This is a genomic window from Chitinophaga sancti (assembly GCF_034087045.1).
In the GTDB taxonomy this organism is placed as follows: domain Bacteria; phylum Bacteroidota; class Bacteroidia; order Chitinophagales; family Chitinophagaceae; genus Chitinophaga; species Chitinophaga sancti_B.
The window spans coordinates 237,708-253,214 of record NZ_CP139247.1 but is presented as its reverse complement, the minus strand read 5'-3'; the positions used below and the strand labels follow the sequence as shown (position 1 = coordinate 253,214).

Here is a 15,507-nt window from a genome sequence, read left to right as displayed (position 1 = left end):
TGATTATCCGGAGATAATGTCTACTTATTTGTGGTATTGATAGTGGATTCATAGTGGTATTTACCGCTTCCGACTTCCTCTTTCCCTTCTTTTCCAGGTACATAGATTTCGGCAGTGGTGTTAACAGGTATCTCTACATCCATCATAAATTTATTGTCCTGGATTTTCCAGTCTACGCCAATTTTGCCGTATCCACTCTCATAACCGGCCTTTGCATAAGTCAGGTTACCACCCGGTCTTGGCATAATTTTGATCTTTTTAAAGCCGGTGGTGGTGGAGTCCATATTGATGCCAGTGATGTTCTTATACATCCAATCTCCGATCGCGCCATAGGCGTAGTGGTTAAAGGAGTTCATATCTGTTGTCTGGAAAGTACTGTCAGTCTTCATGCCGTCCCAACGCTCCCATATCGTGGTCGCACCCATTTTTACAGGGTATAACCAGGACGGATAGGTCTCTTGCAATAAGAGCTTGTAGGCAACATCGGTATAGCCAAACCTGGTCAACGTGTTTGACAATAAATAAGTGCCCAGGAAGCCGGTGGTCAGGTGATTATTATAGCTGGCAATGTCATCCACAAGGTTTTTTGCCGCCATCGCCCTGATGTTTTCTGGTAGCATGTCAAATGCCAGCGCCAGTACATAAGAGGTCTGGGTATTCGACATGATACGACCATTGGGGGTCACATACTCTGCACAAAAGGCGTCTTTGATTTTTTTCAGTAAGGCGGAATATTTTTCCACATCATCCTGTTTGCCGAGCACTTTGGCGGCATTAATCACGAGTTGTGTGGATAACGCATAGTAACATTGGGTGGTGATATAAGTATAGGTATCGGCATAGCGGTTCTCTGATTTATAAGATAACCAGTCGCCAAAGTGATAGCCACTCGCCCACATGTTATTGGGAGATTGCAGTTGGATGAAATCAACCCATCCCTTCATGGAAGGATATTGTTGTTCTAAGAGCCGTTTATCGCTATATACCTGGTACATCGTCCATGGCACAACGGTGGCGGCATCTCCCCAGCCGGCAGAACCCGTGGCGTCATTGCCCAGTACGTTTGGAATCACGTAAGGCACGGAACCATTTTGTAACTGATCAGCTGCCAGGTCACGGAGCCATTTAGTAAAGAAGGTATTGACGTTGTGATTGAAGGAAGCCGTTTGCACAAAGGCCTGGGCATCGCCTGTCCACCCAAGACGTTCATCACGCTGTGGGCAATCGGTCGGTATGTCTACGAAGTTGTCCACCTGGCTCCATTGAATATTATGCTGGAGTTGGTTGATCATCGCGTTAGAACATTCGAAAGTGCCGGTAGCGGGCGTATTTGAATAAATGGCCACCGCTTCGATGCCGGTCATTTTCGCTTTGGTCTTCACTCTTACGTATCTGAAACCATGGAAGGTAAAATGTGGTTCGAAGAATTCTTCGCCTTTGCCGCTGAGAACGAAGATGTCTTTAGCAGCAGCGGTGCGCAGGTTGGCATTGTAAAAGTTGCCTTTCTTGTCCAGGATCTCACCATGTTCGAGGATGATGCTATCGCCGGGTTGACCGCTGGCTTTGAAGTGAACAAAGCCGGAGAGGTTCTGGCCAAAGTCGATCACATTTTCACCGGCCGGCGTTTTGATCATCTTGATATTGCTGAACACCTCGTGTTTGGTAACAGGAGGCGCCACGCTTGCTACCAGGTTGTTCAGGGGAACGTCGATCACTTTCACCCCCGTCCAGGTAGTTTCTTTGCGGTTATCCTGCCATTCGCCGTTATAGATTTCGGAGTAGGTGATCTTGCCAGTGCCTGATTTCCAGTGCTCGTCGGAGATGATGGTTTCTTTAGTGCCGTCGGTGTAGGTGACTTCCATTTGGTATAACACGCCCAGTGTCTTACCATATTTATTCTCGCCCCAGCCGATGGTGCCCCTGTACCAACCGGAACCTACGGTGATTTCAATATTGTTATCGCCTGATTGCAGGAGGTTGGTGACATCGTATGCCTGGTATTGCAGGCGTTTGTTATAGCTGGTAAAACCAGGCGTGAGGAAACCGTCACCTACTTTTTTATCGTTGATACGGGCTTCGTACAAACCATGACTGGTGATGTACGCGATGGCCGAAGCTATTTTCTTTCCATTACGATAACTGGTTTTGAAAATAGGACATGGGCGGTTAGTGGCTGGTTCGGTGTAACCGGGTTCTATCCATTTTGCTTTCCAATCCGTAATTCCCATGCGGAAGTAAGCGGGTTCGGTAGAAGCGCTGTTATGACCATGGTTATCCCACACCTTTACTTTCCAGCTATATAGTTTGCCGGGCGTGAGGGCGTCACCTTCATAGGGGGCATGCAAAGACTCGTCGGAGGTGATCTTACCACTCGTCCATGTGGTCTTCTTTCCATCCATTACGGTAATTTCATAGGCCGATTGAAGGGTATTCTTTTGCTCCGTGCTGAGTTTCCAGCTGAAGCGGGGATGTGCATTATCAATAGTTTGTGGATCTTTTAAACCTTCCGTGAGCAGTTGTTTTACCTGGATCTGCGCGGAAAGGGAAAGACAGAGCGCCTGGGCTAAGAAAATAAGGCTGATTCGCTTATTCATAAGTGCATGAAGTGGAATGTGTGAATGAATTTAGACCTGTGGAGATAAATTTATCAAAATGAATTAGAAAATTATAATTTTTTCTGTGCGGTGAACATATTCTTTTTCGAGACGTTAAATATGCTGATTATGGAAGCCCTCATGTGAATAATGATCAATTAAGGCAGCATTTTATAACATTTTTATAACCACAACTCAATCACCTCCACGACCCTAACTATTTCATTCTATGAGAAGTAGCATGCAGCGACATTTGTCATTTCTGCTGGATCAGGCACGTCCTGAAAGAAGGGGTGTCACCGCCCTGAGAGCAGCAGCGTTTATTAGTACGGAAGGTACGGCCGAAGGTATCTCCGGATTTATTGCGGGAGATAGCTCTACATTTAGTGCGGAGGGTATTACCGCAGGCCCGCTGATTCCGCCGGAGTTCAATCCTAAAGACTGGTTAACTTATATGCTCCATGTAGATGCGGAGTTAGAGCACAGTCTCATGGTGCAATATTTGTATGCCGCGTACAGCCTGGGCGGCGATCATGTGCCTGATGCACAGAAAGACCTGGTGAAGAGTTGGCAGGAAGTCATCATGGGTATAGCAAAGGAAGAGATGGGGCATTTTGTATCTATTCAAAATGTACTGCGGGTGATTGGTGCGCCATTGAATTTTGCCAGGCAGGATTTTCCTTATGATTCATCTTTGTACCCGTTTGATTTTACGTTGGAGCCATTGTCCAAAGCTTCTCTGGCCAAGTATGTGTATGCAGAGTCACCTGCAGGGTGGCTGAATGTACAGGATAGTGATGATGCAGAGACAAAGGCGATCAAGCAGGAGATTAAAGCGTTGCTACCTTCGACGAATATAGGCGATCCGATTAGTGTGTTGTTTGAAAGCATCATTGAATTGTTGGAAAATGAAGAGATGATACCAGATGATGTCTTTGGTGTGGAAACATATCCTTTTCAGGCAAAGCAGGATGAATGGCAGCGTGGGTATGATCATGGCGCGAGGGGGAATTCAACGCATGCGAGTCCGGCGAATACACCGAATGTGTTGGTGGTGCCATTAACCTGTCGTACAGATACCGTTGCTGCTGTGAAAGCGATTGCAGAGCAGGGGGAGAACCCGGATGCGGATGATGCAGATGAATCGCATTTCCAGCGGTTTTTAAATATTTATAAAGCATGGCGGAAATTGCCTGCAACGTTTAATCCTTCTAAGAATATTCTCACGAATCCTTATGTTTCTCCTGAGCAGAGTGCGATACCGAGTGATGGGGTGAGTATGATTACGGATTTTCAGACGAAGTTCTGGGCGAATTTATTCGATGTGCGGTATCGGATGTTGTTGAATTTTTTAACGCATAGTTTTTTGTTGGGAGATGGGTATAATGATATGGTGAATTCACCGAGGGGTATGATTATACATGCGACGTTTGGGGAGATGTATAATTTGCGGACACTGGCGAATGTGTTGATGAATTTGCCTGCGGGTGGGGGAACGGATAAGAAGGCGGGGCCGCCGTTTTTGTCGCCTTATACGTTGGATTTACCTTTTGGGGAGAAGAATAGGTGGCGGGTGCATAAGGATTTGCTGGATGCTTCGTTGGGGATTATTTCAGCGTTACTGGCGTTTGGTGATCAGCAGTATAGTACTTATTTGTATTCATTGCAGGCGGCGGATAGGAAGTTGATGGAGGTGGCGGATGCGATATTGGCGGGGGATAAGGTGTGTATGAAGTAGGGATGGAGGTGATTGAGGCTGTTTAGTTTATTAGGAAGGAATTGATTCTGCGTAACTGTTTTATTTTTTACCAGAAGATTGATCGCATTTCCGAATGTCATCATTCTCGAAACCATTTAATTCACCCACATAAACATATTGTATGCAAATTTCTGGTTTAAGGATTTTGCCTCCTATCGCTATTGGGCGATTGGGTTCCTCTTCATTGCCTATGGATGCTTTTAGGCTGGATGTAGACCCGACAAATCCACTTGATTTTAGAAAAATTACAGTAGAGGAATCTTATAAAGTAGATCCCACCACAGGGATCATGACAAAATTCACACCTGATAAAGTCATCTTCAAAGATGCAACTAACATAGATGTGAAAAATGGTACGGTGCGGCCTGTAGCACCATTCCTGGAAGTGTTTGCCATTACAACAGACAATCCGGATCAGTTGGTTCCTCTCACGACAGACCTGTTGACAAAAGCAGGTTTGAACCTGGATAGTATTTCATGGCATGTCCACCTGGCGAACATTAAATTGTATCGTCGTACACAGAGTGAGAAGGATAAGATCAATGCGGAGATCACTTATATACAGTCGCATCAATTGATACCCGTAGAAGGAGAGTGTGATAACTTTGTTTCGGGTAGAAAATTACCACTGGGCCATGTGCAGTTTATTCAACCGACGACTGATTTTCCCCAGATTCGGTTTAGGTTCACACCTGGGCCTGGCAGGATCTATGGTTGTTCTACTACGAGGATCCCTGCTGACGGTAGTGCGCCGGAACCAGATCCATTGTATTTAAAATATGGAGATGATTTCTTATTGTATAGTAAGGATGGAGACTGGTTCAATTATGTAGAGGGTAACCAGGAAAGACCCATCTTAACGAATCCTGCGGGAATATTTGCGGGATATGATCAGGGAGATAACAGGGTGAGTTGGGGATATGTGGATGATGAGTGTGATGGCAGAATCACGATTGAGTTGAAGCAAACAGATGGTACTTTGTTGACGGCAAGTGCGCATGTATGTGCAGGACCACCAGCGTATGCACCGGATACATTACCGGTACGTGTGGTGACAGATGAGATTGAGCAAATATTATTAGGTCCGGATGTGGATAAAGAAGTGCCTATAGAAGAGGCGCAGGAGATTGTAAGAAGAGCGCTGGAAACGGTACGTCTCATGAATACCGCTATCATGAATGGGAATAACTATTATGGTAGACCCCGACCAGCGAGTATGATGCCTGCACAGGATTCGAATGACTTTGGCAGGATGTATGAGCCGATCATGGCCACTTCTATTGTGGATAACCTGGCGGTGAGAGCAATTCATGAACGGGTGTTTAATGGTATTGGTACACCATCTACAAGTACATGGTTTGACAGTGCATTGCGCAGACCGGATACCATTGGTAACTTATCCAATGAGGAAAGACGTAAAATGCCGGCTATGATGCGTGGGGCGGATGGCAGGGCGTTGTGTTTTACTTACAGGCAGATTCATACGATTATCCAGAGTGCAGCGTCGGCTATGTTTCAGGCAGGTGCGGCGAAGTTGAATACCAGTACGACGACCAGTATTCCTGTGGCGGATGTATATGGTCAGTTACATTATAAAGGGAATGGAAATCCTTATTCTGTGATGGCAAGGAGCGCGATTTCAAATTGTTTTCCTGGGTTGGAGATGGACTTTAGAAACTTGTGGAGACGGGCGTTTAAAGGGATCACTTTGATTGAGAATAACAACTTCATCGTGGAAACGGAGGAGGAATTTTCACATCTCTTGTATCATCGGTTAGTAGGGGTACAGGGTAAACCGACCATGGTGCCTACACAAGGGCCTACTTTCCCACGGAGCGGAAACCTGCCCTTGATCAATACCTTCAATCCAAATGGGGTGTCTTTTATGGAGTGGTCTAACGGGTTGGCATATGTATTACAGCACCAGGGTACGGAAGTAGAGTGCTACTTTACGAAAGATGAGTCGAATACGGAGGTAGTGGTGAGCGCTGCGGATCTGAATACAAGTAATGCTAACCTGGTGCGCGTGGTGATGACGGTGAATAATTTCTTTGAGGAGAATAGTACGGCGATAAATAATGATATTATCAATGCGGGGGAATTGACACAGGGGTTATGTGCGCCATGGCAGAATGATTACAGAGAGTGTGCTTGTTATTACTGGGCGGCGTCACGCCCTGATTATGTGAATGTGGTGCCGGGTCCGGATGGTATTAGTCGGGGGGATAACTGGATGGCGAAGAAGCGGAGTGGGAATTATATTCCGGATAATAGGGCAGATAGTCGTTTGCTGACTTATGATGATTTGTTTTTGGATTGGGAAGGGGAGTTGAATTTTTTGGTGAAGGGGAATGATGCGTTGGATTCTGATGGGGGTAAAAAGAGTGTGTGATGGGGAGAATACAAGAACACAGATCCTACAAAAACAGGCATAATGGGTACATATAATAAGCTCGCCACTAAGCTGGCGGCCAAGATTGCAAAAGATGCAGCTCCTGGATCTGCGCATGTCCATATGATACCAGGTAGTGGTGAGCCTTTAATCTTTTTACCAAATGGCAGCCGTTTGTTCAGGGGAAACCCTGAGCAGACGGCTTTTATATCTTCATTATTATCTTCTAAAGATGATGCCTCTATAGCTTTAGGGCTATTAGGTATGGAGATAGATGGACCTGTTTTGATAGATGATACGATTCCTGATCCTCCTTTGCATGCGTTGTCATTGGCGATATCGCAGAGTTGTAATATGGGATGTAGTTATTGCTATGCGGGGCAGGGAGAGTTTGGTACTGGCGCAGCGAGTAGTATGAATGCGGAGATGGCTTTTAAGGCTGTGGATTTGTTATTGAAAGATAAAGTTGCTGGTGATAAGGTGCAGTTATCTTTTTTAGGTGGTGAGCCACTGATGAACAGGGCTGGGATACGAATGGCTACTGCGTATGCTGCGAAGCAGGCTTTGGCACGCGGAGTGGATATTGGATTTTCGATTACTTCTAATGGTACTTTGATCAGGGAAGAAGATGCTTCTTTTTTTGAAGAATATGGTTTTGCGGTAACGATTAGTTTAGATGGATTGAAGGAGGAACATGATCGGATACGAACTTTTAAAAATGGCAAGGGTACTTATGACCAGGTAATGGCGAATATCGCGCCTTTGTTATCATTACAAAAGCGCATGCAGGTATCTGCAAGGGTGACGGTTACGCCCATGAATATGGAATTGCATAAAGCGTTGGACACGTTTATTAATATGGGATTTCATAGTGTGGGATTTTCGCCATTATTGCGGGCAGATAATGGAGCGAATGAAATGAGTGCTTATGATCTCGAACATTTATTAGCGGAGATGATTGCATGTGGGTTACAGTTTGAAGAGGCGGTGTTGAATGGCCGGCGATATCCGTTTTTGAATATGGTGAATGCTTATAAAGAAATTGCGAAGTCTACACATCGGCCTTATCCATGTGGAGCTGGTGCGGGGTATTTGGGGGTATCTGCAAATGGGGAATTGGCGGCTTGTCATAGATTTGTGAATGACTCCCGGGCGGAGATGGGTAGTGTGGATAAAGGTGTGGATGCTGCTTTACAACAGGCATGGTTGACAGAGCGACATGTACATCATCAACAGCCATGTAGTGGTTGTTGGGCGAGGTATTTATGTGGAGGAGGTTGTCATCATGAGGTATTGGAAAGAGGCAGAGGTGCTTGTGATTATATCAGGGGATGGCTGCATTATACATTGCAGTCTTATGAAAGGATAAACAGATTGATGCCTGGTTATGACAAAGTGTGACATTTGTATTTTCGGTGGAGGACCAGCGGGAAGTGCGATGGCAAAGCGGCTGATTGAGTTTGGGTATAGTGTGGTGGTAATAGAGAAGATGCCGTTTCCAAGATCACATGTAGGGATTTCGTTATCACCAGGTGTGGAGCATTGGTTGAAGGTATTGGGGGTGGATGTTGGTGTAGGTGTGGGTATGGGTGCAGGTATGGGTGTGGAAAAGCGTTTGTCTCCCCGCTCTTTATTATTATGGGAGCGTAATGAAGTGGTGGAAAAAGAAGGTGGTTGGCATGTGGATAGAGGATGGTTTGATCAGTTATTATTGAATGCATCAGGTGCGCGTGTGATTTTTGGTAATGCGTATCCGATAGAGAATATACAGGGTGAGTGGGATGTTTTTATAGAACAGGAACAATTATTTTCAGCAAGATTTCTGGTAGTGGCTACAGGACGGCGACCTCTCTTAAAGGGGCGCCGTCGTGCTATATTGCCGGTAACGGTGGCGGCGTATGCGAGGTGTTCTTCATCTATTGAAACTTTTATTGAGGCCGGGGAGAGTTGTTGGTATTGGGGTGGAGGGGGAATGGGATTTGTGTTTGCAGATCCGGGTGAGGTGCAGAGATATAATTCAGTGCAAGCGTTTTTTGTGGATAAGATGGGACGTTCTCAATTGATGAAGCCAAACAACTTTGGCGAAGTCAAGATGTGTACCGCTACTGCTTATGTAGATGAATCGCCCGTAGGGAAGAATTTTATAAAAATGGGAGATGCGGTATTTACCATGGATCCTTTATCAGCACAAGGGGTGCAAAAGGCATTAAAAACTGCCGTGCAGGGAGCGGTAGTCGTAAATACAATATTAAAAGGAGATGCAGCAGCGGGGATAGCGTTTTATGAGAACATGGTTGCAGATGAGGTGAGTAAGCATGTGAAATGGACGCAGCAATTTTATCAGTCACAAAGTATTTATGACAGTCCGTTTTGGGAGAAACGAAGCAAGGCGCTTTTTATTGAACAGGACCAGGTATTGAAATTAAGTCTAGATGATCTGTTAATAACAAACCCTGCTGCTATTGTAGAACAAATCCCTGTATTAGGAAAAGAGCTCATTCAGTATGAACATGGCATCAGGATACCTGGTCATGAAGCGCCTTTTGTATATGTGAATGAAAAGCCGGTAGTAGAGATGGTTCATCTCTTGGACAGGCGAACCGCTAAAGAAGGCATCCAATTATTAGGAATGGACCTTATTCGATGGTTAGTATATAACAGGGTGATGATGAAGGCTGATCAATAAAATTTCGTATCTTTTTATTGTTAAACCTCCAGCATGCCCAAACAGCGTCAACAACCCAATTCAACCTTTGCCAACCGCAGTAACTCCGCCAATATTAGCACCAAAGGTGCGCAACGCCCGGCGCAACTTCGCCTGAAAGCAAGGACATTCAGCGATTTAATGGCAGAGCAACAGGAATTGCAGGAGGATGCCCAGGAAGAACCTCAAAAATATGCAGGTAAATATGTGACAGTCGGATTTGAACACGAGTTCGCCGGTATGGCAGATCCTGCTTTACATGGAGTTTCTCATTTGCAATTGGGACAGTCTACCACCACATTACCTTATACAGGTCTCCCTTTTTCACTGGAAACGGATGCTGACAATGAAATAGAGCTGGTCAACCCACCTTTCCTCATAGAAACGACCGCTCCAGGTCAGCCGGTTCCTCACCCTGTTGATGTGGATATTGCGATCAGGGTGATCGAGAATAGGTTGTACGATATTGTGCAGCAATTCCCCACCATACAGGACCTCATTAGTATGTTGCGTGCAGACCCAGGTATTAATTTTAACAAAGTCAAGGCGAACCTGCTGCCACATCATCTCTCTCATGCTACCAAAGGAGAATATAATAAAGATAAAAACGAGATCCCTGAATTCGACCTGCGTAATATTCGTTTAAGACCTTCTGAGAAACATAAGTCTATCATGACGCAGATCAATTTTGCGACAGATGCAGCTACATATGCTGAAATTGTGCAAAATAATATTCCCCAGGGAGGACGCGCCCGGCAGGCGGAAAGTGAGGAAATGGTGAAAGAAATCAGCGAATTTTTGTTGAGCACTAAGCAAAATAAGGCACAGGAGATTTTCTTTACCCTATTAAAACGGAACCTGAGTGAGCAAATGGCTGTGACGGCAATGACTGTTGTGAGGAATATGCAAAACAGAGAATATTTTGAGGATGAGAAAATAAAAGACAGTCAGCATGTAGGAGCCTTTGTTGAATTGGCCAGCTATACCAGCAATCTCAAAGACAGGCATCGGATTTGGATCAAGGATTCCCTTATGAGTATTGGTGCTGGTATTCTTTCTCCTGATGATTGGGTCTACATTATGGCGGTTATTGAAAAAGCCCTAACATTTACTGTCAAATTTACTCCTGGAGATACCTTAAGTGAACGTGCTGCTGCCAATGTCAAGGCGGCATTAACGGAAATTCATAGCCAGATATCGGAGGGCAAGACCCGACCTGATAATATTTACCGTCCTCAGCAAGATGTTGAATTTTTAGCGCATGACCCTAAACTCATTGGTGCCAGGCAGGATACTTACGTATCTCCTGATAAAGCACAGATGCCTGGTATCTGGCAGCAGCGATTGCATGTAGTAGAAACCCGTAGTCAGGGTGTGAATACCCTGGCCGGTTTGCAGCATGGAGATTGGGATAGAGCCAGGTCTGAAGCGGATGATCATGATTATAAGAATAAGAATGTACCATATAACTTTGGCCGATATGGTTACTTTTACAAACCTAAGCATGATGCATTTATGAAAAACAATCCGGCAGCTGTGATTTATGATCCTGTGCACGGTCAACTTAGGAATTTTTCAGGTAATCCTATAGATCAGTCATTTACGGCCTTGCCCAAAGAGCCGTTCATGCATTATAATCCCAAGCTGGATATGCATTTTGATCCTCATACTGGGATGTACTGGGATAAGGAGAAGCAGCTGTATTTTAATCATACTATTGGCATGTACTTTAATGAAGCGGAAAGAAAGTTTGTTTCTCCAGATGGCCAGGAATTATTGCAGCATGTGGCAGTTGGTAAGTATAAGAGCAATGTGAGAGATGAAGTGTATAATTCGATTTCCCGTATTTGGGAAACGCCAGGTGGCCAATTTTTGCGGGTGGCGACTAATACAGAGTTTTCAAATCCTTCCAAAGGGATTAAATATAATCCTGCCCAGGAAAGGAAGTCGCTGACCCGGATTGGAAGGCCGGTGACATTGCTGGTGGATACAGGATCCCGGTTCCGTGAGGTCGTTGTGAATAATGGGGTTTATATGCATGAGGTACCGTTTCCGGATCAGAAGAAAGGAGAGCCGTTGATGAGTTTAACGAAGTATAAGTATGTGAAGATATTGGATGCTGAATATAATCAGATCGCGGAAGGGGAGACGATAAAGTAGCCTTTGATGGATAAAAAGATACCTGTCAGGAGAAGGAGGATGATAATCAGCGTTGAGATGCTATTTTTTGGAAGTTGTTTTTGGGTGGGGAAGAACATGCGAACTACGCCGGCTGCTAAACAAAGCCAACCCAGTATAGTGATTAGTACAGGCCACCCAGGCACCCATACATTATGAATGCGTATTACTATTAGCCCTCCTGTTAATAAAAACAACCCATTCAGGTAAACGAGTGTAGGGTGGACGTTTTCCCAGATTTTAAAGTTTAGGTATTCGGAGATGGATAGGATGATTAGGATAGGTCCGATGATGCTGGCGAGGAGGTATGACTGATGCATTTGTCAAATTATGAATGATCGTTTCTTAACTTATTTAGTAAATCATTTAAAAAAGCCTCCTTCTGACTCTTTTTTCCAATCTCACATGTCCAAATGATGATCACCCTCCAACCAAGACTCTCCAACTTCGCAACATTTGTATCATCCCTTGCTATATTCCTTGTAACTTTCTTCTCCCAATACTCTCTATTACTACTGGGAAGATTCGAATGTCTACAGTCCTTATGCCCATGCCAAAAACAACCGTTCACAAATATCGCCGTCTTATATTTCGGTAACACAATATCCGGCGATCCAGGTAATGTCGTCACATTTTTCCTGAATCGAAAGCCGTTTGCAAATAAAAATTTTCTTACTATTAATTCGGGTTGAGTATCCTTTTGTTTTACCTTAGACATTATCGCAGCCCGCTTCTCCTTATCAAATACATCTGCCATAATCTACTATTTAATTATTCCAATCGCCGCTTGACGATCTCCTGAATTTTCGGCTCAAAGAAATATTTCTCTAACTCATTACTAATTATCAATTCTATGGCGGTTACTATTACCTTCAGTGGAATTGAAAACCATTCCTTCGGTATATATAAATTCCCTTGTATGTCATTCAATTCAACTTCCAATCTCGCTGCCTGAAAAAAAACATGTATTAAATTCTCGATCGCCGCAGTTTTTATATTCAAACAGCGATATGTCGCTATCACTTCCACATCGGAAAAAAGATAAGTCGCTTCATTCTTCGCATTGTTGATCCTTTGTGTTACGCTATTTGTCGTATAGCCAATTTTATATAAATTCTCAATTGAGGAAACATGCGGATTGGTCGATTTGGATTTTAGCACATATAGATAACCATTGAAAATGTCATTAACTTCCTCTACCTGATTTTTAACTCGTTTTACTGGTTCGCTGACCATGAACCCGTCCAAATTCATCGCCTTGACCAGAGACCTATAAAGCATGTCGGACTCTGTCCCATTATCAAATATGCATAACGTATTACCGTCAAATCGATTTCTACCACCGCTTTTAAAATCATTCATTTCTGTCTTACCGTCAATGGTTTTCAGGAAAAACGTCACCCCGTTCAATATGAAGAAGCGGCCAGGTAGTAGAGATTTCTCATTAAATTCTATCAATCTCCGCTGCCCCGATTTCAGATCTCCATGAATTGTTTTAAACATCCCTTCATACAAATCAAAATCCTTGCAAGCTTTTCTTCTAGACAAGTAATCAGGCTTTATCCTTTCTGACGGCTTGGCAAACTTTAATTTAAAAATATCCGATTCGTCCTCTTCATCCAAAATGCCGAGACTGTCATTTTCTAATATATCATTCACACCTACGTCTTTTACACCAGCCCCAGCCAATAGGCCATAAAAGTCATATTTTTTTAAAAAACGTACTTTGTTTGGATTGGAACGAATCGCATCCAGTCTGGACTTAAGCTGGAATTCAACTATGTTTCGTGTATCAGGCTCTCGCTCATGTTCACTGTAGAACTGGCTGATTTCTTCGAATGAATCGATTAGTCTATTATCTTCTCTCCTCTCACTGTTATTCGCTGCGTTAGCGTTCAACAGTCCAAAAGGATCGTTGTCAAATATGGTGGATATCTTATCGTTACTTTTGGGCATTGGTCGCGTTTAATTTTAACTGCTTTAAATAAATGATCGCTTCCGCCATGCGTCGTTCTGCTGGATCTAAACTATCGATATTCGGTTGTTTCCCCGTAATGCGGACGAACTCATTGATCTTAGGCCATAAATAAACAGCCTCATCATCTGTCATTTTAATTTTTAGCGCCCTGATGCATTGTTGTATCGCTTTAAATACTTTAGGTGTCAGTGATTTTGACAATACCTCGAATGCATTTTGGAATGGATTGACTGACATAATCAGATCTATGTCCAGTTCATCGACGTTTATAAATTTATCGGCGAGTTGAATGAATTTCTTATTTCCAACTTGTGATATAGACGATGTATTTAATACAGTTTGTGCAACTATATACTCGCTTAAGGTAGTGTTTTCCTCCTCATCCAATTCTGGGTATACCTCACGGATGATTTTTGGAATCATCACCTTGTTGATTGTTTCAGCAGGCACATTGCCAGGCAGGGCCTTTGAGATTTCACTATCCTGCAATATCCGTGCTTTTAAGTCTGTAAGGTCGTTCATGATAATGTTCTTTACATTATCCGTCAAATCCCCATTCAAGCCCTTTATATTGATGGTGTGCTCATCTTGGTGTTCTAACTTATTTATTTTCGGATTGAATTTGAATTTAGGAGCTAGCACTTCTTCCATCAATAACGAAGCGGTTATCGCCTTAAGTATATTATTGACGCTGTTAGTAATCTCATCGCTTTCTGCATCAGGTTCGGCAATTAGATTGGTAAATTGTGCATGTTCCTTATTCATACTGTCACGTGTACATCTGCCAATGATTTGTATGATTTCAGTCAATGAACCTCTGTAGCCGATGGTCAATGCATGTTCACAATAAGGCCAATCGAAACCTTCTTTCGCCATTCCTAGCGCAAGTATAATATCGATATCCTCAATATTATTGATGTTCCTTAAGTAATTGATCGTTTTGGATCTTAACATCGGATCGTCATTGACCAGGTCCGCTACTTTCAGGAGGCGTCCGTCCGCAGTTCTTAGATGGAATATATTGTTCTCGGCGTCGATGTGCTCCACTGTACCGATGATGTCGAATATTTGATCCACTTCCCTGAGTTTCTCTTTTGTAGACTCTCCGGAATTCACGCTAGGGATATGTATGATTGTTTTCTTATTCAGGTCGAGTACATATTTGAGGGCGCCGATGTATTTCTCCTGGTAAAAGTGAAAGCCGATCCCTAAGGACTTCATGTACTTATACCCGTCTAATTGCTCATAGTAGTTGTAGGTTACTTTTGTGAATTTGATTTCGTCTTCAGGCATCAATACTGGGATGGAATCTCCACGGAAGTAGGAGCCCGTCATCGCGATGATATGTGCATTGGTGTTTCGCATAATGTCTCGCAACAACTCACCCAGCTTATTTTCATAATCGGCGGAGACATGGTGAAACTCATCGATGGCTAACAGACAATTATTAAAACTTTCAGATCCAATTTTGTCAAATGCAAAGCGAAGGGTCGAATGTGTACAGATCAGAATTTTCTCATCTTCCAGTCGCATGAATTCTTTGAACGCCTCTACTTTCCTACTTTCTCCGCCTGGCGAACACAAATTGAATCTTTCATTCGGCTCCCAATCTGAATGAAACCCTTGTAGGGATAATTTGTTAGCAGAGAAGGATTTAGCGATTGATCTTTCTGGAACTGCTACAATTACCTTTTTTATATTTTGATTTTTCAATTTCTCCAAACCGATAAACATTAACGCCCTGCTTTTACCGGATGCCGGTGGCGACTTTAGTAGAATATATTGTGATTGATTAGCCGCATAAGCTCTTTGCTGCATTTCACGCATCCCATTATTGTCGGTCAACTGGCTTTTGCCAGTTTGATTATATTGAACGTTTATAATATTCATTTTTGCCTAGTT

At 43.6% G+C, this 15,507-nt stretch carries 10 protein-coding genes; 5 read left to right on the top strand and 5 right to left on the bottom strand.

Going from position 1 to position 15,507, the window contains the following annotated elements:
- Positions 1 to 20 precede the first annotated feature (20 nt).
- A complete protein-coding gene (locus tag SIO70_RS00935; protein WP_320578584.1) occupies positions 21 to 2,594 on the bottom strand; it encodes a glycoside hydrolase family 78 protein in 2,574 nt (857 codons plus the stop codon).
- A gap of 229 nt (positions 2,595 to 2,823) precedes the next feature.
- Here SIO70_RS00935 and SIO70_RS00930 point away from each other — a divergent pair, with 229 nt between their 5' ends.
- The 5 genes from SIO70_RS00930 (at position 2,824) to SIO70_RS00910 (ending at position 11,609) form a co-directional block, all read left to right on the top strand.
- Positions 2,824 to 4,332 (top strand): ferritin-like domain-containing protein, encoded by a 1,509-nt coding sequence (locus tag SIO70_RS00930; protein ID WP_320578581.1) that lies wholly within the window; start codon positions 2,824 to 2,826, stop codon positions 4,330 to 4,332.
- Between the two features lie 142 nt (positions 4,333 to 4,474).
- Positions 4,475 to 6,745: a hypothetical protein gene (locus tag SIO70_RS00925; RefSeq protein WP_320578579.1), complete on the top strand. Its 2,271-nt coding sequence runs from the start codon at positions 4,475 to 4,477 to the stop codon at positions 6,743 to 6,745.
- A gap of 42 nt (positions 6,746 to 6,787) precedes the next feature.
- Positions 6,788 to 8,146: a radical SAM/SPASM domain-containing protein gene (locus SIO70_RS00920; RefSeq protein WP_320578577.1), complete on the top strand. Its 1,359-nt coding sequence runs from the start codon at positions 6,788 to 6,790 to the stop codon at positions 8,144 to 8,146.
- The gene (locus SIO70_RS00915) at positions 8,133 to 9,431 is read left to right on the top strand and encodes an NAD(P)/FAD-dependent oxidoreductase (protein ID WP_320578575.1); all 1,299 of its coding nucleotides are present in this window, start codon (positions 8,133 to 8,135) and stop codon (positions 9,429 to 9,431) included. The genes SIO70_RS00920 and SIO70_RS00915 overlap by 14 nt, the downstream gene beginning before the upstream one ends.
- 33 nt (positions 9,432 to 9,464) lie before the next feature.
- Positions 9,465 to 11,609, top strand: a complete 2,145-nt coding sequence (locus SIO70_RS00910; protein WP_320578573.1) for an OCRE domain-containing protein — start codon at positions 9,465 to 9,467, stop codon at positions 11,607 to 11,609.
- Here the strand turns inward: SIO70_RS00910 and SIO70_RS00905 are convergent.
- The 4 genes from SIO70_RS00905 to SIO70_RS00890 are packed head-to-tail and all read right to left on the bottom strand — an operon-like array spanning position 11,579 to position 15,495.
- The gene (locus SIO70_RS00905) at positions 11,579 to 11,947 is read right to left on the bottom strand and encodes a hypothetical protein (RefSeq protein ID WP_320578570.1); all 369 of its coding nucleotides are present in this window, start codon (positions 11,945 to 11,947) and stop codon (positions 11,579 to 11,581) included. The genes SIO70_RS00910 and SIO70_RS00905 overlap by 31 nt on opposite strands.
- Before the next feature lie 8 nt (positions 11,948 to 11,955).
- On the bottom strand, positions 11,956 to 12,384 hold the full coding sequence (locus SIO70_RS00900) for a DNA mismatch endonuclease Vsr (RefSeq protein ID WP_320578568.1): 429 nt from the start codon (positions 12,382 to 12,384) through the stop codon (positions 11,956 to 11,958).
- Positions 12,385 to 12,398: 14 nt separating this feature from the next.
- Positions 12,399 to 13,583 carry a GIY-YIG nuclease family protein gene (locus SIO70_RS00895; RefSeq protein ID WP_320578566.1) on the bottom strand — a complete coding sequence of 395 codons (1,185 nt, stop codon included), beginning with the start codon at positions 13,581 to 13,583 and terminating at the stop codon, positions 12,399 to 12,401.
- Positions 13,570 to 15,495 (bottom strand): DEAD/DEAH box helicase, encoded by a 1,926-nt coding sequence (locus SIO70_RS00890; RefSeq protein ID WP_320578564.1) that lies wholly within the window; start codon positions 15,493 to 15,495, stop codon positions 13,570 to 13,572. Before SIO70_RS00890 ends, SIO70_RS00895 begins: the two co-directional genes overlap by 14 nt.
- Between the last annotated feature and the right edge of the window lie 12 nt (positions 15,496 to 15,507).

Coding starts and splice junctions, on each gene's coding strand:
- SIO70_RS00910 (WP_320578573.1), top strand. CDS start 9,465: ATGCCCAAACAGCGTCAACAACCCAATTCAACCTTTGCCAACCGCAGT.
- SIO70_RS00915 (WP_320578575.1), top strand. CDS start 8,133: ATGACAAAGTGTGACATTTGTATTTTCGGTGGAGGACCAGCGGGAAGT.
- SIO70_RS00890 (WP_320578564.1), bottom strand. CDS start 15,495: ATGAATATTATAAACGTTCAATATAATCAAACTGGCAAAAGCCAGTTG.
- SIO70_RS00920 (WP_320578577.1), top strand. CDS start 6,788: ATGGGTACATATAATAAGCTCGCCACTAAGCTGGCGGCCAAGATTGCA.
- SIO70_RS00930 (WP_320578581.1), top strand. CDS start 2,824: ATGAGAAGTAGCATGCAGCGACATTTGTCATTTCTGCTGGATCAGGCA.
- SIO70_RS00905 (WP_320578570.1), bottom strand. CDS start 11,947: ATGCATCAGTCATACCTCCTCGCCAGCATCATCGGACCTATCCTAATC.
- SIO70_RS00935 (WP_320578584.1), bottom strand. CDS start 2,594: ATGAATAAGCGAATCAGCCTTATTTTCTTAGCCCAGGCGCTCTGTCTT.
- SIO70_RS00895 (WP_320578566.1), bottom strand. CDS start 13,583: ATGCCCAAAAGTAACGATAAGATATCCACCATATTTGACAACGATCCT.
- SIO70_RS00900 (WP_320578568.1), bottom strand. CDS start 12,384: ATGGCAGATGTATTTGATAAGGAGAAGCGGGCTGCGATAATGTCTAAG.
- SIO70_RS00925 (WP_320578579.1), top strand. CDS start 4,475: ATGCAAATTTCTGGTTTAAGGATTTTGCCTCCTATCGCTATTGGGCGA.